The following is a 19,818-nucleotide window of genomic DNA, read 5'->3' as shown; positions in this document are numbered from 1 at the left end:
AACCCGCCCGTTTTACACGGGCGGTGGGATAACTCGTCTTCAGCGATTACTTCGCAACGGTCGATGATCCGTCCGCGTGCCACTGGAAGACACCAAACTCAAATCCCTTCAAATCGCCTTTTTCGTCCCATTTCAGCGGCCCAATCACGGTATCAGCCCCGTGTGCTTTCAAATCTTTCACCAGGTCCAGCGGCTCTTTGCTGCCGCTGCGGTCCATGGCGGTTGCCAATGACTGGACGGCTGCATACGTGATCCACACGTACGGGCCGCTTGGATCTTTCTTGTCAGCTTTGAGCGCATCAACGATCGCTTTATTCGCTGGATCCTGGTCATAACGTTTAGGCATAGTCACCAACATGCCTTCAGCGGCATCACCGGCAATGTTAGACAGCGACGCATTACCTACGCCCTCTGGTCCCATAAACTGGGTTTTCAGGCCGACAGAACGAGCCTGGCGCAACATTTGTCCCATTTCCGGGTAGTAGCCGCCGTAATAAACAAAGTCGATATTTTCTTTTTTCAGGCGGGCAATCAGCGCAGAAAAATCTTTTTCTCCGGCGGTGATTCCGTCAAAGAAGACGATATTGGCATTGCCTGCTTTCAGGCTGTCCTGTACCGAACGCGCCAGACCTTCACCATATTGCTGCTTATCGTGAATGATGGCGATACGCTGTGGTTTCACCTTCTCCAGAATGTATTTCGCGGCGGTCGGCCCTTGAGAGGAGTCCAGGCCCGCTGTACGCATAATGTGTGCGTAACCGCGCTGGGTCAGCTCCGGGTTGGTCGCGCCCGGGGAAATCATCAGAATGCCTTCATCTTCGTAGATATCGGATGCCGGTTGCGTGGAAGATGAGCACAGATGTCCAATAACGTACTGAATGCCGTCATTGACGATTTTGTTCGCTACCGCCACGGCCTGCTTCGGATCGCAAGCGTCGTCATATTCCACGGCGACCAGTTTGTCGCCTTTGATCCCGCCTTTGGCATTGATATCTTTAATGGCCTGACGCGCGCCATTAAATTCCATATCACCCCACTGCGCGACCGGGCCTGACATCGCGCCAACCACAGCGACCTTGATATCACCCGCCATGACCGCGTGTGACATGACCAGTGCTATCGCTCCTGCGATGATTGTTTTTGCATTCCGTTTCATATTCCTGAATCCCCATTCGTGACGTGTTTACACTTCATCCTTCAAGCTGCCTCTGTGTTGGCTATGTTCGCTCACCCCAGTCACTTACTTATGTAAGCTTCTGGGGATTCACTCTCTTGCCGCCTTGAGGCAACTTGAATGATTTTGTGTATATATGTTGTATTTATATGGTTAAAAAGCAGACTGTGCTTTTTTTGAACTGTACTATTTTTACCAGTCTCATTAATGGTTTAGCGCAGTTTTTTAAGCAAATTGATGCTAAAAGCTCTATTTTTCAGTCGATTAAGAAAAGATAATATTCTGCTTTTCACTATAGATAAACAAAAAAAAGCACGTTTGTCAGCATAAAATAACGGCACAAAGAGCGGAATAAAATGCTGCATTTCAGGGTATTATCCTGCCTATTTTTCAATCTCTGATGTTTCAAACTGTCAATATCGTTGTTACAAAACTATTAACCTGGTTAATCGAATAAAAAAGAGAAAGCATCCGGGTGAATTATTTCGGTACACTGATTCCATCTTTTGTGATTTGGACATGCTGTTAATGAAGCTGACCATCGTTCGTTTAGATAACTTTAGCGCCCAGGATCAGATTGATCTGGGCAAAATCTGGCCGGAGTACTCCCCCTCATCGTTAAGCGTAGATGAAACGCATCGGATCTACGCCGCGCGCTTTAACGAGCGCCTGCTCGGCGCAGTGCGGGTCACGCTGAGCGGCACACAAGGCGCACTGGATTCATTGCGCGTGCGCGATATCACCCGCCGTCGTGGTGTGGGCCAGTATTTGATCGAAGAGGTCATCCGGGTAAATCCTGATGTGAGTGCATGGTGGATGGCCGATGTCGGCGTTGAAGACCGCAGCGTGATGGCCGCGTTTATGCAGGCGTTAGGGTTTACGGCCCAGGAAAATGGCTGGGAGAAACGGTAGAAAACCGCCCCCAACCAATTGTATTACTAGTAGTTTCCCAAGAATTACGTGTTGCAGGCAGGCGGCAAGTTATAAAATCCCCGGAGCTTACATAAGTAAGTGACCGGGGTTGAATAACGCAGCCAACACACCTGCGGCGCGAAAGGCGCCGGGAAAATCACTTGGCGTCTGTCGCCGTCCCGTTAGCATGCCAGTCAAACACGCCAAACTCGAAGCCTTTCAGATCGCCCTTCGCATCCCAGGACAACGGCCCCATGACGGTTTCCACCGAGTTTGCTTTCAGGTATTTGGCAATTTCAGCCGGGTCGTCAGACTGGTTCAGACCAGCATGCAAAGATTGCAGCGCAGCGTAGGTGGTCCATACGAATGCACCACTCGGATCCTGTTTCTTGGCCTTGATGGCGTCCACAATCGGTTTGTTCGCTGGTACCTGGTCGTAGTTCTTCGGTTTCGTTACCAGTAAGCCTTCTGCTGATTCACCGGCGATATTAGACAGCGACACGTTCGCCACCCCTTCTGGTCCCATAAACTGAGTTTTCAGACCCGCAGCGCGTGCCTGACGCAGGATCTGCCCCATTTCCGGGTGGTAACCGCCGTAGTAAACGAAATCGATGTTCTCTTTCTTCAAACGCGCCACCAGCGTAGAGAAATCTTTCTCACCGGCGGTGATCCCGTCGAAGAACACCACGTCAGCGTTGGCTTTCTTGAGGTTGTCCTGCACGGAACGCGCCAGGCCTTCACCGTACTGTTGTTTGTCGTGAACGATCGCAATGCGCTGCGGCTTCACTTTTTCAACAATATATTTGGCGGCCGTAGGGCCCTGATCGGAATCCAGACCGGTGGTACGTAACACCAGGTTATAGCCGCGTGCGGTCAGCTCTGGCGCCGTAGCCGCTGGGGTGATCATCAGAATACCTTCGTCTTCATAGATATCTGACGCAGGCTGAGTGGAAGAAGAGCACAGGTGACCGATAACGTATTTAATCCCGTCGTTGACCACTTTGTTAGCAACCGCTACCGCTTGTTTCGGGTCACAGGCATCGTCATATTTCACCATGACCAGTTTGTCGCCTTTCACGCCGCCCTTGGTGTTAATATCTGCAATCGCCTGCTCTGCGCCGGTAAATTCCTGATCGCCATATTGTGCTACCGGACCGGACATCGCGCCGACAACAGCAACTTTAATATCCTTAGCAAACGCCATATTGCTCAAAGACAGGGCGATACATCCTGCCAATAACGCTTTACCCTTCATATTCATCCTGACAATCCCCATTATTGTGGTTATTACGTGTGTTGTGATGTTGTTGTTCAGCACTTTATTTCAATTATTGGATAGCTACCCGTGCTTTAGCAGCATACTCTGCTAAAACATACCCGATTTTTATGATTATGGAATAGCTAAATTTGACATGCAGATAACAACTTGATGACAAAAAGCATAGAACGTCAGGAGAGAGAAGGAGAGATAAAAACAAAAAACCCCGGATTTTCATCCAGGGTTTATTAGCATTTCCAGTTTGGCAGGAAGATTACGCTTCGATCGCCGCACGCAGTTTTTTCATGGCGTTTTTTTCAAGCTGACGAACACGTTCAGCGGAGACGCCGTAGCGATCGGCCAGTTCCTGCAACGTTGACTTGTTATCTTCATCCAGCCAACGAGCACGAATGATGTCCTGGCTACGTTCGTCCAGACCTTCCATTGCGTGGGTCAGTTTGTTTGCAGCCTGATCTTCCCAGTTGTCTTCTTCAATGCCGTCAGCAAAGTTAGATGACTTATCCTGAAGATACAGAACCGGTGCCATCGGCTGGCTGTCAGACTCGTCGTCTGAAGACATATCAAACGTCATGTCCTGCGCCGCCATACGGGATTCCATTTCACGCACGTCTTTACTGGACACGCCAAGCTCACGAGCAACCATTTCGACTTCGTCCTGGTTAAACCAGCCCAGACGCTGCTTGGTTTTACGCAGGTTAAAGAACAGCTTACGCTGTGCTTTGGTGGTCGCGACTTTAACGATACGCCAGTTACGCAGAACGTATTCGTGGATCTCAGCTTTGATCCAGTGCACGGCGAAAGACACCAGGCGCACACCCACTTCCGGGTTGAAACGGCGCACGGCTTTCATCAGGCCGATATTACCTTCCTGAATCAGATCCGCCTGCGGCAGGCCATAGCCCGCATAATTACGAGCAACATGAACAACAAAGCGCAGGTGAGACAGGATCAGCGTTTTAGCTGCTTCCAGATCGCCCTGGTAATGCAGCTTTTCAGCCAGTGCCCGCTCCTCGTCAGCCGACAACATCGGCCACGCGTTTGCAGCCCGGATGTAAGATTCCAGGTTACCAACAGGGGCTAAAGCTAAATTTTGCATTTCTTTGGTCATTCAAATCCTCTCAATCTTTTCATCTGGCGCATTGGCAAAATGCTAATTAGCAAAAACCAGTAGCAACAACCATGCCAGAGCTTATGAGCAACGAGAATATCATTCAATCTTTTATCAGACAGTGATTTTATCCACAAGTTCCATGTCGTACTGTGTATAGATTACGCACAAAATGTGACATCACGGTGAATGCATCGGGAAGAGGTTACAGGGACTCTTTCCCTGCAGAGCGAACGACTCAGTGCAGGGAAAGATTATACCAGAGATTTTTTAATCGGGGGTAAAGTGACGTAAATGTTGAACCGTGGCAAGCCAGGCTGCCACCCAGCCAATCATTGAGCACACCAGCAGTAACAGCAGGCATTCATCGAATGATAAGCCGTTGATATCAAACTTGGTCCCGAAAACCTGTGCCACTTCAGTCACCGCTGACGACAGTCGCATCACCAAAATTTCTGACAAAATCAGTGAAAGAAATGCACCGGAAAAACCCAACAGCGCGCCGCCGTAAAGGAACGGACGCAGGATAAATCCATCCGTCGCACCAATCAGTTTCTGGACGTTAATGGTATCGCGACGCGCAAAAATACTCAGACGCACGCTGTTACCGATGACGAGGAAGACCGCCGCCACCATCAGCACGCCAATCATCGCGGAAACGCGTCCGACAAGGCCCGTCAGCGCCGCCAGGCGAGCGAACCAGCTGTCATCCATCCGCACTTCATCAATCCCGTTGATTTGTGCGATACGGTCGCGCAGGGTGTTCAGCGATTCCGTGCCCTGAAAATCCAGTTTCGGGATCACCACCGCCACAGCCGGCAGCGGGTTCTCTTCCAGCATATCCAGCGCGCCGCCAAAGCCAGACCAGTTACGGAATTCGCCCAGCGCGTCGTCGCGAGAAAGATAATTCACTTTCTCCACGCCCTGCTCAGCCTGCAACTGACCAACTACTCGCGCCGCCGCATCATCATCCAGCGTTTTTTGCAGGTAAACGGTGATCTGCGGGGACGGATAATACTGGCTCGCCGCGTGGTTTACATTCTTATAAACCATGTAGCACACGCTTGGCAGCGTCAGGGAGATGGCAATAACCATCACCGTCAGAAACGTCGCCAGCGGCTTACTTTTCAGGTCTTGTAACGCGCCCTGGAACGCGTAACGTACCTGCTCGTTAAAGACGTTGGTTTTCCGCGAGTTCGGTTTTGGCGCGGCTTTTGCCCGCTTTGGCGCGTTGCGACCGCCGTCACCAGGCGCACCGCCCGATTTACGAAAACGATCCAGTCGGCTACCGAACTGTTTGATTTGATTGATAGCGTCACGTCTATTCATGCGCCAGGCCTCCATGCAGATGCCCATCGCTCAGAACCATTTGGCGATAGGAGCGACGGGAGATCAGGCCAATATCGTGCGTAGCCATTAATACCGTGACCCCGACGCGGTTAAACTCTTCAAACAGACGCAGGATCCCTTCTGACAGCGCGTCATCCAGGTTACCCGTTGGTTCATCCGCCAACAGTACCGCAGGTTTATTCACCACCGCACGGGCGATGCCCACGCGCTGTTGTTCACCGCCGGAGAGCTGAATCGGGAAGTTTTTCGCTTTGTCCAGCAGCCCTACCTTATCCAGCGCCGCTGACACGCGACGACGAATATCGTCCCCACTGGCACCCGCGATGATCAGCGGGATTGCCACGTTGTCAAACACGGTTCTGTCCATCAACAGGTGGTGATCCTGAAAAATCATACCAATCTGACGACGCAGAAACGGTACCTCACGGTTTTTCAAACGGCTGATGTCATGCCCGCTGAAGTAGATTTTCCCGGCGCTGGGCCGTTCAATCCCACAGATCAGCTTCAGCAGGGTACTTTTCCCCGCGCCGGAATGGCCGGTCAGAAACGCCATCTCGCCAGGCTGCATATGGAAGGTCACTCCCTGCAGCGCTTGTCTCCCACCGAGATAGGCCTTGCTGACATGTTCAAAGCGAATCATTGTTAATCCTCTCGGGCAAAAAGTGCCTCTATAAAATCGCCCGCTTTAAACGGACGTAAATCCTCGATACGTTCGCCCACACCGATATAGCGGATAGGGATGCCAAACTGATCGGCAACCGAGAAAATGACCCCGCCTTTCGCCGTTCCGTCCAGCTTGGTCAGGGTGATACCGGTTAAGCCCACTGCTTCATGGAACAGTTTGGCCTGGCTTATCGCATTCTGCCCGGTACTGGCATCGATAGTCAGCATAACCTCATGCGGCGCATCAACGTCCAGCTTCTTCATGACGCGAACGATTTTTTTCAATTCTTCCATCAGGTGCGATTTATTCTGCAAACGCCCTGCGGTATCAGCGATCAGCACGTCTACGTTACGCGCCTTTGCCGCCTGGATGGCATCAAAGATGACGGACGCAGAATCCGCGCCGGTATGCTGAGCAATCACCGGAATGTTGTTACGTTGACCCCAGACCTGCAGCTGCTCTACCGCCGCCGCACGGAAAGTATCGCCCGCCGCCAGCATCACCGATTTTCCCTGCTGCTCAAACTGGCGCGCCAGCTTGCCGATGGTGGTGGTTTTCCCCACACCGTTAACGCCAACCATTAAGATAACAAATGGCGTTTTACCCTCAACATTCAGCGGTTCGTCAACCTTCGCCAGAATCTCGCCCATCTCGTCTTTCAGCAGACCGTACAGCGCTTCTGCGTCTTTGAGCTGCTTGCGGCTGGCGCCTTCCGTCAGATTCGCAATGATCTTGCGGGTCGTTTCTACGCCCACATCGGCAATCAGCAGTTGCTCTTCCAGCTCTTCAAATAGATCATCGTCGATCTTTTTACCCCGGAAAAGACTGATAAATCCGGAACCAAGGTTTTCTTTGGTTTTCAGCAAGCTGCGTTTCAAGCGCGCAAAGAAACCTTCTTTCGTCGGTTTTTCCTGCTCCTGGACTACCTCTTCTTCTTCCGGTTCTTCTACAGCAGGTTCTTCTGGCGGCACCACCATAACCGATTCTTCAGCAGCCTCAGCGGCCAGCGCCTGTGCTTCGAGCTCTTCGTCGGTCAGTTGCGGCTCGTTTTCAGCTTCTTCTTCAGCCGCCTCAACGATTTCCACGGTTTCCGCTTCGGCCTGCCACTCTTCGGCAGAAACTTCTTCGGTTTTCACCTCTTCTGGCAGCGGCAATTCTTCGCGTTCGATAACCGCCGCAGCTGGCGTTTCCACTACAGTTTCAGCAATGGGTTCAGCAACCGGCTCAATTTCCGGCTGCGGTTGTTCGGTAACCGGTTCTTCTTCCGGCTGCAGTTTTTCGATTTCCGCAACCTGCTCAGTGACTTCCACAACCTCAGCAGCAAATGCTTCCGTTTCTGCTTCGCTATGGGTTTCCTGCGCGGGAGACGGTTCCTCAACGACGGCAATTTCTTCAGTAACCGGTTGTTGTTCTTCGTTTTTTACTTCTGTCTCGTTTTCCGGTGCCTGCTCTTTTTGACCAAAGCCCAGCCAGGAAAAAAAGCCACGTTTTTTCTCTTTCGCCATTTGCGACTACACTCCCCGCTGTTGCTTCATGGCACAGCGTCAACGCTATGTACATAGCAGCTAAAAAAATGATGAAATAGTCTATCACTTAACTTAACTCACATCACCGCCTGGAATGACATGCTATAGGCGGATTGAGCAATAATAGAAATGAAAAAACCGAATCACTCTGGCAGCGGACAGATCCGCATTATTGGCGGGCAATGGCGAGGCCGTAAACTCCCGGTTCCGGACAGCCCCGGATTGCGTCCGACCACCGACCGCGTACGCGAAACGCTGTTCAACTGGCTGGCGCCGGTAATGGTCGATGCCCACTGCCTGGACTGCTTCGCTGGCAGTGGCGCACTGGGGCTGGAAGCGCTCTCTCGCTATGCGGCAAATGCAACGCTACTGGAAATGGATCGCGCGGTATCTCAGCAGCTCCAAAAGAATCTCGCCACGCTGAAGGCAAATCACGCCCGAGTCGTTAACGCGAATACACTGGCATTTCTGGCTCAGGCAGGTACGCCGCATAACGTGGTGTTTGTTGACCCACCGTTTCGCAAAGGATTACTGGAAGAAACATTAACTCTTCTGGAAACGAATGGCTGGCTGGCGAACGAAGCGTATATTTACGTGGAAAGCGAAGTTGAAAACGGTTTGCCGCCGGTTCCGGTGAACTGGTCGCTATACCGTGAGAAAGTCGCCGGACAGGTCGCCTATCGCCTGTACCAACGTGAAGCACGAGGAGAACACAATGCTGATTAACCTGGGACGCCTGCTGATGCTGTGCGTCTGGGCATTTTTACTACTGAATATTTTCCAACCTTTTCCACGCCCGCTTAACATCTTCGTTAACGTCGCACTGATATTTATGGTGCTGATGCACGGCATGCAGTTGGCGCTGCTAAAAAGCACCATGCCCAAAGATGGCCCGCAGATGACCAGCGGGGAGAAAATCCGTATTTTTCTGTTTGGCGTCTTTGAGCTGCTGGTCTGGCAAAAGAAGATTAAAGATCAGTTGAAGAAATAACGGCGATCTTTTCGCCCGGCGGCGCGTAGCGAGCCGGGCCTGTTAAACACCATCACGGTGGTGATACGCCGTCCAGCTGATCTTTCAGTTTTGGAATATCTCTGCTGGCTCTTGTTTTTCGCAGGTGTTTCACCTGCTCGCAAATCTCTTCGGTTCGGGTGTAATAGGTACCAGACGTCGGACCTGGACGCTCACATAAAACATAGTGAGTACCAAGAGGATAAAAAATAACAATAAAAGAGAGGATATTGCCAACAACAAACCCTACACCCGCAATATGGATACCGATAGTAAATGCCCTGTCGAAGAATTTAGGCGGCTGCATGCTTTTCGTAAAGGTCACGTAGGCAATACATAAAACAAAGAAAAAACCCACAGGAAACATCAGCAGCAGAGAAAATGAACCCCAGAAAAAATAAACAATACTCCTGAATTCAATAAGATCGGTAATGTCTGGCACACTGGCGTGATAAAAACCCCAACTAACCCCACCAACAAAAAGCATAAAAAAAAATAACTTACATCTTTTCTTAATATTCTCCAGATTAATATTAAAGTTCATATCAATAAATTCCACCGTAAAGTGAACCTCTATATCCAGAGTGTCGAGAGTTCCACTCTGCAATTTTTTGCTGCTCTTTCATCCCATCACGAATACACGCTATAAGTTTGTCTGATAGCTCGTATTTTTCGTCCACTTCATTGAGGGCATAAGCAATGAAGAAACCTAACGCAACAGCACCAACAATTTCTCCCCAAACTGGAACAGCCGCACTCGTTACAAAAAAAGCCCCCCCCCAACGAATAATATTACCTGATAATCTTGAGACAAAAACACTTACAATCACCTTCGCCACATCCATCGTCACATTTCCCAGCAATGCAGCGACGTCATGCTCGGATTTAAACACCAGCTCAACCAACCGCCAGCATGCGGAAAACCAGATGCAGAATCTGGCCCCTGACATTATCCCATTTCGAAACCCGGCGCTGCCAATGCCCACTTCAAGTACTTTAGGATGATTTATCCGGTAACGGGTGCCGTTAAGAATGCGCCGCAGAGAAGGGTAGCCGGTAATCTTCACATACAGTTTTCCCTGGTAAGCATATTGCGTTGCTTTGACACCAAGTCCTTTTAAGGTGAAGACAATCTTTCCGGCTTGCTGATAAGAAAAAAGCTTTAACAGTTTTTTCGTCGCATCAGCTGTATCTTTGATATTACCGGCATAGTTCGTCGAAAAGCTGACGGTTTTGCTGCCCAGCAAATCAGCAATCACACCCTGCGCCTCTTCGAGCGTTAGTAGCATGATGTGTTGTGTATTGCTATTCAGATTATTCTTCAGCTTTCTGATTTCGTTTTCAATACGCTGATTATGTTGCCAGTTATTTCCTCTCAGAATATCTTCACGGTGATTCCTTACCCAGTCATAATACTTTTCCATCATTATCCCTTAATAAATTCGCTCATCCCACAGGCTGTATGCGCTGGTTCCTGCCATAATGTGCTCCCAGGTGATTGACTCATACGAAAGCTCAATGATTTCTTCTGGCTGACCCGCACTATCATCAATGGTATGAGGTACCTGTAAATGGATGCTGGATATTCTGGCATTGATAAGTTTTATCGCGTAATAACACTCATTTAAACCCGCCGGACTCGTGCGATAGAAGCTAAATTCACAGTTCAATGTTTCATTGTCTGTTATAGCTTTTCCTAACAAAGGCGAGGATTTATCTACCGGCTTAATAAACGTCAAACATTGATGGTTCACATTTTGTACCCGGCTCATGCCATGGTTAACTGTCATTACCATTATCTGGTCACGATGGGCAGGTTGTGATTTATTCCCGATTGAACTTACTGAAGCACATCCAGCAGAAATCAAACCCTGCGTCTGCCCATTTAAGGCCAGCCACATTGTATTCGCCATATAAATCCCTTAGTCTATTTTTAAAAATATCTATATATACGATGAAGTTGAAATAGAAGAATAGTGAAAGGCGGGTGAAAAAATAGTGATGCGATCGATGTTTTTAGGTAAGCAATAAATATATAACCTGCGAAATAATTATCAAGAAATTAATAAAAAATATACTTCAGAAGCATTATATATTTAATTTAAATTTATTGTCGGCGCTGATGCGATAAACACAGCGCCGATCGGCATTATTGCACCGGCGTAAACCCTTCAAAATGCGAACCTTTGTAGCTCAGCGTTCCTTTATCTCCGACCGTTAACGCATGGTACTGCTGAGCATCCAGACGAAACGTTTGTTCCAGGCCACCGCTTTGTGGCTTAAAGCTGGCTTCATAGCGCATGCTGGTTCCCGCCGGACTCACTTCCTGTTGACGGGAGCGTCGGTCGTTAAGCGGCTTTTCCCGCTTATTCGTCACCACCACCTGCTTTTGTACCAGCGGCGCGGCATCATTATCCGCTTTTTCACGTCGCTGCTGAACAAAGCGAAACGACGCTGCGACAACGATTAAGACAATGATAACAATGAAAAAAAGTGGTGGTTTGCTCATATTATTAACCCATCAGAAAATGCGGAAATAAGCATACATTGCCCGTTATGGTGTTGTCATCTGGCAGTATCGACCTCTACACTGGACAATAGAGCCGTAAGCACCCCGCTTACGAAAAAATAACGAATTCAAGGAACTAAGATGCTTTGGTCGTTTATCGCTGTCTGCCTTTCCGCATGGTTGTTCGTGGATGCTTCCTATCGTGGGCCTGCCTGGCAACGCTGGGTCTTTAAACCCCTGACGTTACTCCTGCTGGCGCTGCTGGCCTGGCAGGCACCAATGTTTAACGCTATCAGTTACCTGGTGCTGGCTGGCTTGCTGGCCTCGCTGCTGGGCGACGCGCTGACGCTATTGCCGCGCCAACGCCTGCTGTACGCAGTAGGGGCATTCTTCCTGTCGCATCTGCTGTATACCATTTACTTCGCCAGCCAAATGACGCTGTCGCTCTTCTGGCCTTTGCCGTTGGTACTGGCGGTGCTGGGGGCGTTGCTGATTGCCGTGATCTGGACGCGTCTGGAAGAGTTGCGCGTTGCTATTTGTACCTTTATTGGCATCACGCTGATGATGGTCTGGATGGCTGGCGAACTGTGGTTCTTCCGCCCGACCGCTCCGGCGCTGTCGGCATTTATGGGCGCATCACTCCTGTTCATCGGCAATATTGTCTGGCTGAGTAGCCATTATCGTCGCCGCTTCCGCGCCGATAACGCCATTGCAGCCGCCTGCTACTTCGCCGGACATTTCCTGATTGTTCGTTCGTTGTATCTTTAAAAAGCTTGACTCTGGAGTCGACTCCAGAGTGTATCCTCCGGTTAATACGAAATGATTATCAACCGGAGGATGCCATGCCGACACCCGCTACCAATGGCAAAAAAGCCCCACAATTCTCTTCTTTCAAGCCAGTCCCTGCGCCACAAAAGGCTGACGATTGCTGCTGCGAGGGAAGTTGCTCTACCCCACCCCCCGTATCCGATACCGTAATAGGTACCCGTTATTCCTGGAAAGTGGCAGGCATGGACTGCGCGGCCTGCGCCCGAAAAGTAGAGAATGCAGCCCGCCAGGTCAGCGGCGTCAACCAGGCCCAGGTGTTGTTTGCCACCGAAAAACTGGTCGTCGACGCCAGTTCCGATATCCGCCAGCAAGTTGAAAACGCAGTGCAAAAAGCAGGCTATACCCTGCGCGATGAAAACGCGACGGAAGCCGCCCCCGAGTCACGTTTTAAAGAAAACTTGCCGCTGATTTCGCTGATTATCATGATGGCGATTAGCTGGGGGCTGGAGCAATTCAATCACCCCTTCGGCCAGATAGCGTTTATCGCTACCACCCTGGTCGGTCTGTACCCCATTGCCCGTCAGGCTCTGCGTCTGATGAAAACTGGCAGCTACTTTGCCATTGAAACGTTAATGAGCGTGGCCGCCATCGGCGCGCTGTTTATCGGCGCGACGGCGGAAGCCGCCATGGTGCTGCTGCTGTTTTTAATTGGCGAGCGCCTGGAAGGATGGGCTGCCAGCCGTGCCCGTAAAGGGGTCAGCGCGCTGATGGCGCTCAAACCGGAAACCGCCACACGTCTGCGTAACGGCGAACGCGAAGAGGTGGCTATTAATACCCTCCGCCCTGGCGATATTATCGAAGTTGCCGCGGGTGGGCGTTTACCAGCTGACGGCAAACTGGTTTCCGGTTTTGCCAGTTTTGATGAAAGCGCCCTGACCGGCGAATCGATCCCGGTTGAACGTGCCACCGGCGAGAAAGTCCCGGCAGGCGCCACCAGCGTGGATCGTCTGGTCACGCTGGAAGTGCTCTCCGAACCGGGTGCCAGCGCCATTGACCGTATTTTGCAGTTGATTGAAGAAGCGGATGAACGTCGCGCTCCCATTGAGCGCTTTATTGATCGTTTCAGCCGGATCTACACCCCAGCCATTATGGCGGTTGCGCTGCTGGTCACCCTTGTACCACCGCTGCTGTTTGCCGCATCCTGGCAGGAGTGGATTTATAAAGGGCTGACGCTGCTGCTGATTGGCTGCCCATGCGCGCTGGTGATTTCAACCCCCGCAGCCATTACCTCTGGCCTTGCCGCCGCGGCGCGTCGTGGCGCGTTAATCAAAGGCGGGGCCGCGCTGGAACAACTGGGTAGAGTTACGCAGGTCGCGTTTGATAAAACCGGCACTCTGACCGTGGGTAAACCGCGCGTCACGGCGATTCACCCGGCGAGCGGTATTGGTGAAGCTGAACTACTGGCGCTGGCGGCGGCAGTAGAGCAAGGCGCGACACACCCGCTGGCGCAGGCGATTGTTCGGGAAGCACAAACGCGTGAACTGGTTATACCTGTCGCGAAAGAACAGCGCGCATTAGTCGGCACTGGCATTGAAGCGCTGGTCGATGGCGAGCGCGTGCTGATTTGCGCCGCCGGTAAGCAACCTGCCGATGCTTTTGCCGGGCAGATAAGCGAACTTGAAAGCGCGGGCCAAACGGTGGTGCTGGTGCTACGTAACGAGGCCGTACTCGGCGTGCTGGCCTTACAGGACACGCTACGCGAGGATGCCCGCCACGCCATCAGCGAACTTAATCAGATTGGCGTGAAAGGGGTGATTCTGACCGGTGATAACCCACGTGCAGCGGCCGCCATTGCAGGCGAACTGGGTCTTGAATTCAAAGCGGGGCTATTGCCGGAAGATAAAGTACAGGCCGTTACCCATCTCAACCAACAGTCGCCGCTGGCGATGGTTGGCGACGGCATCAACGACGCTCCGGCGATGAAAGCAGCCACCATCGGTATTGCCATGGGGAGCGGAACCGACGTCGCGCTGGAGACCGCCGATGCCGCCCTGACCCACAACCGCCTGCGTGGTCTGGTGCAAATGATTCAACTGGCACGCGCTACCCACGCCAATATTCGCCAGAACATTGCGATTGCGTTGGGTCTGAAGGGGATTTTCCTCGTCACCACACTGCTCGGGATAACCGGACTGTGGCTGGCTGTACTGGCAGATACGGGGGCGACGGTACTGGTGACCGCTAACGCGCTGCGGTTGTTACGTAAAGGATAGTTTTTTGCCGGATAAGCATTGGCGCCATCCGGCAAACAAAACTACTGACCTTTACGCAGCAGATAGCGGTACGGCAGCGAGTCGGTCTCTTTGGCCACCAGCTCATGTTCCATAAAGGTACAGAAACCGGGAATATCACGGGTTGTCGCCGGATCGTCGGCGACAATCAGCAGTGTTTCACCCGCCTGCATGCCGCGCACGGTTTTGCGCACCATCATAACAGGTTCCGGACAGCGCAGCCCCTGAGCATCAAGAGTATGGTCGGGAGAGGTAAACAGATCGCTCATCGTAGTCTCGTTCATTCAAAAACGGCGTTATTTTACGCTCTGTTGTGACGTAAGCCAATCAGGTTAACGATTGCGTGAAAAACAACCATTGCAATGTGTTCTTAAAGCAGTATCATGCGACGGTTTTTTATTGGGTTCCCTCACCCCATCCAACAAAAAGGTCACAATATGACTCCGTTTACACAATCTCAGCGCGTAAAAGCGTTGTTTTGGCTATCGCTATTTCATCTGCTGGTGATCACCTCCAGCAACTATCTGGTGCAGCTACCGATCTCCATTTTTGGTTTCCATACCACATGGGGCGCGTTTAGCTTTCCGTTTATTTTCCTCGCCACTGACCTGACCGTGCGTATTTTTGGCGCGCCGTTGGCACGACGCATCATCTTCGCGGTGATGATCCCCGCGCTGCTGATCTCTTATGTCGTTTCATCACTGTTCTATATGGGATTGTGGCAGGGATTTGGCGCACTGCTGCACTTTAACCTGTTTGTTGCCCGTATCGCCGCCGCCAGCTTTATGGCTTACGCGCTGGGACAAATTCTGGATGTGCATGTCTTTAACCGCCTGCGCCAGAACCGTCGCTGGTGGCTGGCACCAACGGCCTCCACCCTGTTTGGCAACATCAGCGATACGTTAGCCTTCTTCTTTATCGCCTTCTGGCGCAGCCCGGATGCCTTTATGGCCGAACACTGGATGGAAATCGCGCTGGTCGATTACTGTTTCAAGGTGCTGATCAGCATTATTTTCTTCCTGCCGATGTACGGCGTGCTGCTGAATATGCTGCTGAAAAGGCTCGCAGATAAATCCGAAATCTCTGCATTGCAGACGAGTTAAAGGTTCATTTTCCGAGTTGTGATAAGATGGACGAATGAGCCGTTATGGCCGTTTATCGAAAGGAAGAAGTCAATGCGCAATCTGGTTAAATATGTCGGTATTGGCCTGCTGGTTATGGGGCTTGCGGCCTGTGATAATAGCGATACAAAAGCGCCAGCAGAGAAGACTGCCGCAGAAAGTAACGCCACCGGACAACCGGTCAGCCTGCTGGACGGCAAACTCAGTTTTTCTCTGCCAGCGGATATGACCGATCAGAGCGGTAAGCTGGGGACTCAGGCGAACAATATGCACGTCTATTCTGACGCAACCGGCCAGAAAGCGGTGATTGTGATTGTCGGCGACAATACCAACGACGACCTGGCTGTGCTGGCAAAACGCCTGGAAGAGCAGCAACGTAGCCGCGACCCGCAGCTGCAGGTCGTCACCAATAAATCCATTGAGCTGAAAGGCCACACGCTGCAGCAGTTAGACAGCATCATCTCGGCTAAAGGCCAGACCGCTTACTCTTCTGTGGTGTTAGGCAAAGTAGATAACCAACTGCTGACCCTGCAAATCACGCTGCCTGCTGACGATCAGCAAAAAGCGCAGACGACAGCAGAAAACATCATTAACACGCTGGTTATCCAGTAACGGTTAAGACGATGACGCGGCCTCCGGTGACCCCACCTGAGGCCGTTTTTTTAACCGCCAGGTCAGTAATAACGCCACTGCTACCAGCCCTGCCGCCGCCAGATAGATAACTGGCACGCCCGCCCACGTCATTACCAGCCCAGCCAGCGGCCCGGTAACCCCCAGCGATAAATCCATAAACACCGTGTAGGTCGCCAGCGCAGCGCCCTGGTTTTGCTGCGGGACGGCTTTTACCGCCACCACGCCCAGCGCCGGGAAAACCAGCGAGAACCCCGCCCCGGCCAGCAGAACACCGATTTTTGCCATCCACGGCATGGAAGCCATCCCGACCAGTAACAGCCCAACAATCTCGACGCTAAAGCAGATCATCGCCACATTCAGTCCGCCTAAGCGGTTGATCCCATTTGGGAACAACAGACGCGTGCCCACAAACGTGCAGCTAAAAAGCGTCAGCGCGAAAGCCGCGCCGTCCCAGCCTTTGGCATCATAAAACAGGGTAATGAAAGTGGCGATCACGCCAAATCCGGCGGAGGCCAGGGCCAGCGCCATACCATACAACCAGACGCGCCCGAGCACCGCGCGGAACGGCAACGGTTTGCCTTTGCTGGCCTTTACCGCCTCACGAGGAAGCGCCAGCAATATTGCCGACAGCGCTACGCCCATTACCGTCAGCGCCAGCCCCTGTAAGCCACCCCAGGCATAACACAGTACACCCAGTGGGGCGCCTATCGCCATCGCACCATAGGTCACGATTCCGTTCCAGGAAATCACCCGCCCAATGTGCATTGAACCCACGACCCCTACGCCCCACAGCGTAGAGCCGGTCCCGGCAAAGCTTTGCCCGATCCCAAGGATCACGCGACCCAGGCATAACAGCAGCAGACTGGCCAGCGGCCAGTCGTTCGTTGAACCCGCCAGTAAATAGCCCAGACCACTTAAAAAACAGCCGCACAGTCCGAATACCACAATCTTCTTTGGTCCCAGCAGGTCGGCATAGCGACCGGCATGTGGACGGCTCAGCAGCGTAGCGAAATATTGCAGGCTGATGACCAATCCAGCCCAGAAGGCGCTGAACCCCATCACATCATGGACATAGCCCGGCAATACCGCGAGCGGCAGGCCGATGGTCAGATAGCTGGCGAAGTTGAACATCACCACAGAGACAATGCGCAGATTAAGGCGTAAACCGCTCAGCGTCGGTTCAGCGACGGGTTCGGGCATGGAGGGTCACCACGTTTTCACAACAGTGTTTCATTTCTACCATGTTGCCGCACAGAAATCAGCAGTCAGTTTAGGAATCTCAGCCGCAAGCCAGCCGCTACACTTAATGCAAAACGCAAACAGGAAGAAAATATGACAACTGCTCAGCCCGATAAAACGGGTTTGCACATTTTACTCAAACTGGCTGCTTTGGTGGTGATCCTCGCGGGTATTCATGCTGCGGCGGATATCATTGTACAGCTGCTGCTGGCCCTCTTTTTTGCCATTGTATTGAATCCGCTGGTCACCTGGTTTATTCGCCGGGGAGTAAGCCGCCCGGTAGCCATTACGCTCGTGGTAGTGGTCATGCTGATCGTCCTCACGGCACTGGTCGGCGTTCTGGCATCTTCGATCACTGAATTCATGGCCATGCTGCCCAAATACAATAAGGAGCTGACGCGCAAGGTCCTGCATCTGCAAGAGATGCTTCCCTTTCTAAATCTGCATATGTCCCCGGAGCGCATGCTACAACGCATGGACTCCGACAAAATAATGACCTTCACCACCACGCTGATGACAAGTCTTTCCGGCGCCATGGCCAGCGTTGTTCTGCTGGTAATGACGGTCGTCTTTATGCTGTTTGAGGTGCGTCATGTTCCTTATAAGCTGCGCTTTGCGCTGAACAACCCACAAATCCATATTGCGGGGCTGCATCGGGCGCTCAAGGGTGTATCTCACTATCTGGCGCTGAAAACGTTGCTCAGCCTATGGACCGGCGCTATCGTCTGGTTGGGGCTGGCGCTAATGGGGATTCAGTTTGCTCTGATGTGGGGCGTACTAGCCTTCTTGCTAAACTACGTGCCCAACATTGGCTCGGTCATTTCCGCCGTCCCGCCCATGATCCAGGCGCTACTGTTCAACGGCATTTACGAATGTGTGCTGGTTGGCGCGCTGTTCCTGGTGGTGCATATGGTGATTGGCAATATCCTCGAGCCTCGCATGATGGGACATCGCTTGGGATTATCGACGCTTATCGTCTTCCTCTCTCTGTTGGTATGGGGATGGCTACTCGGCCCGGTAGGCATGCTGCTCTCTGTGCCGTTAACCAGCGTATGTAAAATCTGGATGGAAACGACCACAGGCGGCAGCAAACTGGCAATTTTGCTTGGACCCGGCAGGCCCAAAAGCCGATTGCCTGGATAAACTTGCAAACAGCATGTGAAGAATGGTACACAACCCCATTATTACTAAAGGTTAGCCCTGATATGTACCGGATCGTTCTTGGGAAAGTTTCTGTTTTAAGCACTGACGCACTGCCCAACGCACTGAGTGAACAAGCCCCACAAGGAGCTCACCGTGCGCGCTGGATTGCAGGCCGGGTGCTGCTTTCCCATGTTCTTTCACCATTACCGGACATCGTCTACGGCGAGCAAGGAAAACCGGCTTTTTCCGCCGACACCCCGTTGTGGTTCAATCTCAGCCACAGCGGCGATGATATCGCCCTGCTGCTCAGCGACGAAGGGGAAGTCGGCTGCGATATTGAAGTCGTCCGCCCACAAGATAACTGGCAAACGCTGGCAAATACGGTATTCAGTCTCGGAGAACATGCCGAAGTCGAGGCTGAACACCCGGAGCAGCAACTGGCAGCATTCTGGCGCATCTGGACGCGTAAAGAAGCTATCGTTAAACAGCGCGGCGGCAGCGCCTGGCAAATTGTCAGCGTCGACAGTACCGCGCTAACTTCCTCGCTCTCTGTCAGCCAGTGCCAGTTTGACACCCTGAGCCTGGCGGTATGCACGCCAACGCCGTTTACCCTGACCGCCGACGCCGTACAAAGGCTGTAACGCTTTCATTCCCGTGCGCCGCCGCGCAATATCGTAAGGTTGAAATCTGATGCAACGTATCACCATCACACTTGATGACGATTTATTAGAAACGCTCGACGGCCTGAGCCAACGCCGTGGCTACCACAACCGTTCCGAAGCGATCCGCGATATTCTGCGCAGCGCACTGGCGCAGGAAACGACCCAGGAGCACGGCACACAAGGGTTCGCGGTGCTTTCGTATGTTTATGAGCATGAGAAGCGTGACCTGGCGAGCCGCATTGTTTCGACCCAGCATCACCACCACGATTTGTCGGTCGCTACACTGCACGTGCACATCAACCATGACGACTGCCTGGAAATCGCCGTACTAAAAGGCGACATGGGCGATGTGCAACATTTTGCCGATGACGTGATCTCCCAACGCGGGGTGCGCCACGGTCATTTGCAGTGCCTGCCGAAAGAAGAGTGA

Annotated in this window: 22 protein-coding genes; 10 read left to right on the top strand and 12 right to left on the bottom strand. The window is 52.1% G+C overall.

The features are described 5' to 3' along the window. Positions 1-46: 46 nt before the first annotated feature. Entirely contained in the window at positions 47-1,156 is a 1,110-nt protein-coding gene (gene livK / locus NMD08_RS01475; RefSeq protein ID WP_370619423.1) for a high-affinity branched-chain amino acid ABC transporter substrate-binding protein LivK, read from the bottom strand. Between the two features lie 546 nt (positions 1,157-1,702). Between livK and panM the strand changes: the two genes are divergently transcribed. Next, positions 1,703-2,086 carry an aspartate 1-decarboxylase autocleavage activator PanM gene (gene panM / locus NMD08_RS01470; RefSeq protein ID WP_151217210.1) on the top strand — a complete coding sequence of 128 codons (384 nt, stop codon included), beginning with the start codon at positions 1,703-1,705 and terminating at the stop codon, positions 2,084-2,086. Between the two features lie 157 nt (positions 2,087-2,243). Here the strand turns inward: panM and livJ are convergent, their stop codons facing one another. The 5 genes from livJ to ftsY all read right to left on the bottom strand — a co-directional run bounded on the left by livJ (position 2,244) and on the right by ftsY (position 7,992). Beyond that, on the bottom strand, positions 2,244-3,347 hold the full coding sequence (livJ, locus tag NMD08_RS01465; protein WP_370619421.1) for a branched chain amino acid ABC transporter substrate-binding protein LivJ: 1,104 nt from the start codon (positions 3,345-3,347) through the stop codon (positions 2,244-2,246). A 271-nt stretch (positions 3,348-3,618) separates the two neighbouring features. Then, a complete protein-coding gene (rpoH, locus tag NMD08_RS01460; RefSeq protein ID WP_003023425.1) occupies positions 3,619-4,473 on the bottom strand; it encodes an RNA polymerase sigma factor RpoH in 855 nt (284 codons plus the stop codon). 270 nt (positions 4,474-4,743) lie between these two features. Beyond that, positions 4,744-5,802 carry a permease-like cell division protein FtsX gene (gene ftsX, locus NMD08_RS01455; protein ID WP_103769551.1) on the bottom strand — a complete coding sequence of 353 codons (1,059 nt, stop codon included), beginning with the start codon at positions 5,800-5,802 and terminating at the stop codon, positions 4,744-4,746. Continuing rightward, entirely contained in the window at positions 5,795-6,463 is a 669-nt protein-coding gene (ftsE, locus tag NMD08_RS01450; RefSeq protein ID WP_003023420.1) for a cell division ATP-binding protein FtsE, read from the bottom strand. Before ftsE ends, ftsX begins: the two co-directional genes overlap by 8 nt. Before the next feature lie 2 nt (positions 6,464-6,465). After that, positions 6,466-7,992, bottom strand: coding sequence for a signal recognition particle-docking protein FtsY (gene ftsY, locus NMD08_RS01445; RefSeq protein ID WP_370619419.1), 1,527 nt, complete (start codon positions 7,990-7,992; stop codon positions 6,466-6,468). Positions 7,993-8,142: 150 nt separating this feature from the next. Here ftsY and rsmD point away from each other — a divergent pair, with 150 nt between their 5' ends. After that, entirely contained in the window at positions 8,143-8,739 is a 597-nt protein-coding gene (gene rsmD, locus NMD08_RS01440) for a 16S rRNA (guanine(966)-N(2))-methyltransferase (protein WP_151216895.1), read from the top strand. Next, complete coding sequence (locus NMD08_RS01435; protein WP_042311836.1) at positions 8,729-9,004, top strand: DUF1145 family protein; 276 nt, start codon at positions 8,729-8,731, stop codon at positions 9,002-9,004. The genes rsmD and NMD08_RS01435 overlap by 11 nt, the downstream gene beginning before the upstream one ends. A gap of 52 nt (positions 9,005-9,056) precedes the next feature. On the opposite strand, the gene NMD08_RS01430 is transcribed toward NMD08_RS01435, so the two are convergent. The 4 genes from NMD08_RS01430 to NMD08_RS01415 form a co-directional block, all read right to left on the bottom strand. After that, positions 9,057-9,566 (bottom strand): DUF1240 domain-containing protein, encoded by a 510-nt coding sequence (locus NMD08_RS01430; RefSeq protein ID WP_261990785.1) that lies wholly within the window; start codon positions 9,564-9,566, stop codon positions 9,057-9,059. Between the two features lies 1 nt (position 9,567). Then, positions 9,568-10,449, bottom strand: coding sequence for a hypothetical protein (locus NMD08_RS01425; protein ID WP_370619417.1), 882 nt, complete (start codon positions 10,447-10,449; stop codon positions 9,568-9,570). Between the two features lie 6 nt (positions 10,450-10,455). Then, positions 10,456-10,935 carry an Hcp family type VI secretion system effector gene (locus NMD08_RS01420; protein WP_151223961.1) on the bottom strand — a complete coding sequence of 160 codons (480 nt, stop codon included), beginning with the start codon at positions 10,933-10,935 and terminating at the stop codon, positions 10,456-10,458. Positions 10,936-11,171: 236 nt separating this feature from the next. Next, positions 11,172-11,531 (bottom strand): DUF2500 domain-containing protein, encoded by a 360-nt coding sequence (locus tag NMD08_RS01415; protein ID WP_187259956.1) that lies wholly within the window; start codon positions 11,529-11,531, stop codon positions 11,172-11,174. 141 nt (positions 11,532-11,672) lie between these two features. Between NMD08_RS01415 and NMD08_RS01410 the strand changes: the two genes are divergently transcribed. Both NMD08_RS01410 and zntA read left to right on the top strand, forming a co-directional pair. After that, positions 11,673-12,299 carry a lysoplasmalogenase gene (locus NMD08_RS01410; protein ID WP_151216897.1) on the top strand — a complete coding sequence of 209 codons (627 nt, stop codon included), beginning with the start codon at positions 11,673-11,675 and terminating at the stop codon, positions 12,297-12,299. 74 nt (positions 12,300-12,373) lie between these two features. After that, a complete protein-coding gene (zntA, locus tag NMD08_RS01405) occupies positions 12,374-14,572 on the top strand; it encodes a Zn(II)/Cd(II)/Pb(II) translocating P-type ATPase ZntA (RefSeq protein ID WP_252838540.1) in 2,199 nt (732 codons plus the stop codon). A gap of 41 nt (positions 14,573-14,613) precedes the next feature. Here the strand turns inward: zntA and tusA are convergent, their stop codons facing one another. Then, the gene (gene tusA / locus NMD08_RS01400; RefSeq protein ID WP_005121576.1) at positions 14,614-14,859 is read right to left on the bottom strand and encodes a sulfurtransferase TusA; all 246 of its coding nucleotides are present in this window, start codon (positions 14,857-14,859) and stop codon (positions 14,614-14,616) included. A 168-nt stretch (positions 14,860-15,027) separates the two neighbouring features. Between tusA and NMD08_RS01395 the strand changes: the two genes are divergently transcribed. Then, positions 15,028-15,693: a 7-cyano-7-deazaguanine/7-aminomethyl-7-deazaguanine transporter gene (locus tag NMD08_RS01395; protein WP_370619415.1), complete on the top strand. Its 666-nt coding sequence runs from the start codon at positions 15,028-15,030 to the stop codon at positions 15,691-15,693. A 72-nt stretch (positions 15,694-15,765) separates the two neighbouring features. Beyond that, positions 15,766-16,323, top strand: coding sequence for a DcrB family lipoprotein (locus NMD08_RS01390; protein WP_151216899.1), 558 nt, complete (start codon positions 15,766-15,768; stop codon positions 16,321-16,323). Positions 16,324-16,326: 3 nt separating this feature from the next. Here the strand turns inward: NMD08_RS01390 and NMD08_RS01385 are convergent, their stop codons facing one another. Continuing rightward, positions 16,327-17,544 carry an MFS transporter gene (locus NMD08_RS01385; RefSeq protein WP_187253820.1) on the bottom strand — a complete coding sequence of 406 codons (1,218 nt, stop codon included), beginning with the start codon at positions 17,542-17,544 and terminating at the stop codon, positions 16,327-16,329. Between the two features lie 132 nt (positions 17,545-17,676). On the opposite strand from NMD08_RS01385, the gene NMD08_RS01380 reads away from it, so the two are divergent. The 3 genes from NMD08_RS01380 (at position 17,677) to nikR (ending at position 19,818) form a co-directional block, all read left to right on the top strand. Then, the gene (locus NMD08_RS01380) at positions 17,677-18,726 is read left to right on the top strand and encodes an AI-2E family transporter (RefSeq protein WP_151216900.1); all 1,050 of its coding nucleotides are present in this window, start codon (positions 17,677-17,679) and stop codon (positions 18,724-18,726) included. A 62-nt stretch (positions 18,727-18,788) separates the two neighbouring features. Next, positions 18,789-19,367 (top strand): 4'-phosphopantetheinyl transferase AcpT, encoded by a 579-nt coding sequence (gene acpT, locus NMD08_RS01375; RefSeq protein WP_151216901.1) that lies wholly within the window; start codon positions 18,789-18,791, stop codon positions 19,365-19,367. A gap of 49 nt (positions 19,368-19,416) precedes the next feature. Continuing rightward, on the top strand, positions 19,417-19,818 hold the full coding sequence (gene nikR / locus NMD08_RS01370; protein ID WP_151216902.1) for a nickel-responsive transcriptional regulator NikR: 402 nt from the start codon (positions 19,417-19,419) through the stop codon (positions 19,816-19,818).

Source organism: Citrobacter meridianamericanus, assembly GCF_041320245.1.
Lineage (GTDB): Bacteria > Pseudomonadota > Gammaproteobacteria > Enterobacterales > Enterobacteriaceae > Citrobacter > Citrobacter meridianamericanus.
The sequence above is the reverse complement of the archived record's forward strand: the minus strand, read 5'-3'. Positions and strand labels throughout refer to the sequence as shown.

What these genes read in the sequence shown, in the direction of transcription:
- ftsE (WP_003023420.1), bottom strand. Translation starts at nt 6,463, where the DNA reads ATGATTCGCTTTGAACATGTCAGCAAGGCCTATCTCGGTGGGAGACAA.
- tusA (WP_005121576.1), bottom strand. Translation starts at nt 14,859, where the DNA reads ATGAGCGATCTGTTTACCTCTCCCGACCATACTCTTGATGCTCAGGGG.
- ftsY (WP_370619419.1), bottom strand. Translation starts at nt 7,992, where the DNA reads ATGGCGAAAGAGAAAAAACGTGGCTTTTTTTCCTGGCTGGGCTTTGGT.
- livJ (WP_370619421.1), bottom strand. Translation starts at nt 3,347, where the DNA reads ATGAATATGAAGGGTAAAGCGTTATTGGCAGGATGTATCGCCCTGTCT.
- nikR (WP_151216902.1), top strand. Translation starts at nt 19,417, where the DNA reads ATGCAACGTATCACCATCACACTTGATGACGATTTATTAGAAACGCTC.
- zntA (WP_252838540.1), top strand. Translation starts at nt 12,374, where the DNA reads ATGCCGACACCCGCTACCAATGGCAAAAAAGCCCCACAATTCTCTTCT.
- NMD08_RS01420 (WP_151223961.1), bottom strand. Translation starts at nt 10,935, where the DNA reads ATGGCGAATACAATGTGGCTGGCCTTAAATGGGCAGACGCAGGGTTTG.
- NMD08_RS01410 (WP_151216897.1), top strand. Translation starts at nt 11,673, where the DNA reads ATGCTTTGGTCGTTTATCGCTGTCTGCCTTTCCGCATGGTTGTTCGTG.
- NMD08_RS01425 (WP_370619417.1), bottom strand. Translation starts at nt 10,449, where the DNA reads ATGATGGAAAAGTATTATGACTGGGTAAGGAATCACCGTGAAGATATT.
- NMD08_RS01435 (WP_042311836.1), top strand. Translation starts at nt 8,729, where the DNA reads ATGCTGATTAACCTGGGACGCCTGCTGATGCTGTGCGTCTGGGCATTT.
- rsmD (WP_151216895.1), top strand. Translation starts at nt 8,143, where the DNA reads ATGAAAAAACCGAATCACTCTGGCAGCGGACAGATCCGCATTATTGGC.
- NMD08_RS01415 (WP_187259956.1), bottom strand. Translation starts at nt 11,531, where the DNA reads ATGAGCAAACCACCACTTTTTTTCATTGTTATCATTGTCTTAATCGTT.
- acpT (WP_151216901.1), top strand. Translation starts at nt 18,789, where the DNA reads ATGTACCGGATCGTTCTTGGGAAAGTTTCTGTTTTAAGCACTGACGCA.
- rpoH (WP_003023425.1), bottom strand. Translation starts at nt 4,473, where the DNA reads ATGACCAAAGAAATGCAAAATTTAGCTTTAGCCCCTGTTGGTAACCTG.
- NMD08_RS01430 (WP_261990785.1), bottom strand. Translation starts at nt 9,566, where the DNA reads ATGAACTTTAATATTAATCTGGAGAATATTAAGAAAAGATGTAAGTTA.
- NMD08_RS01380 (WP_151216900.1), top strand. Translation starts at nt 17,677, where the DNA reads ATGACAACTGCTCAGCCCGATAAAACGGGTTTGCACATTTTACTCAAA.
- livK (WP_370619423.1), bottom strand. Translation starts at nt 1,156, where the DNA reads ATGAAACGGAATGCAAAAACAATCATCGCAGGAGCGATAGCACTGGTC.
- panM (WP_151217210.1), top strand. Translation starts at nt 1,703, where the DNA reads ATGAAGCTGACCATCGTTCGTTTAGATAACTTTAGCGCCCAGGATCAG.
- NMD08_RS01390 (WP_151216899.1), top strand. Translation starts at nt 15,766, where the DNA reads ATGCGCAATCTGGTTAAATATGTCGGTATTGGCCTGCTGGTTATGGGG.
- NMD08_RS01395 (WP_370619415.1), top strand. Translation starts at nt 15,028, where the DNA reads ATGACTCCGTTTACACAATCTCAGCGCGTAAAAGCGTTGTTTTGGCTA.
- ftsX (WP_103769551.1), bottom strand. Translation starts at nt 5,802, where the DNA reads ATGAATAGACGTGACGCTATCAATCAAATCAAACAGTTCGGTAGCCGA.
- NMD08_RS01385 (WP_187253820.1), bottom strand. Translation starts at nt 17,544, where the DNA reads ATGCCCGAACCCGTCGCTGAACCGACGCTGAGCGGTTTACGCCTTAAT.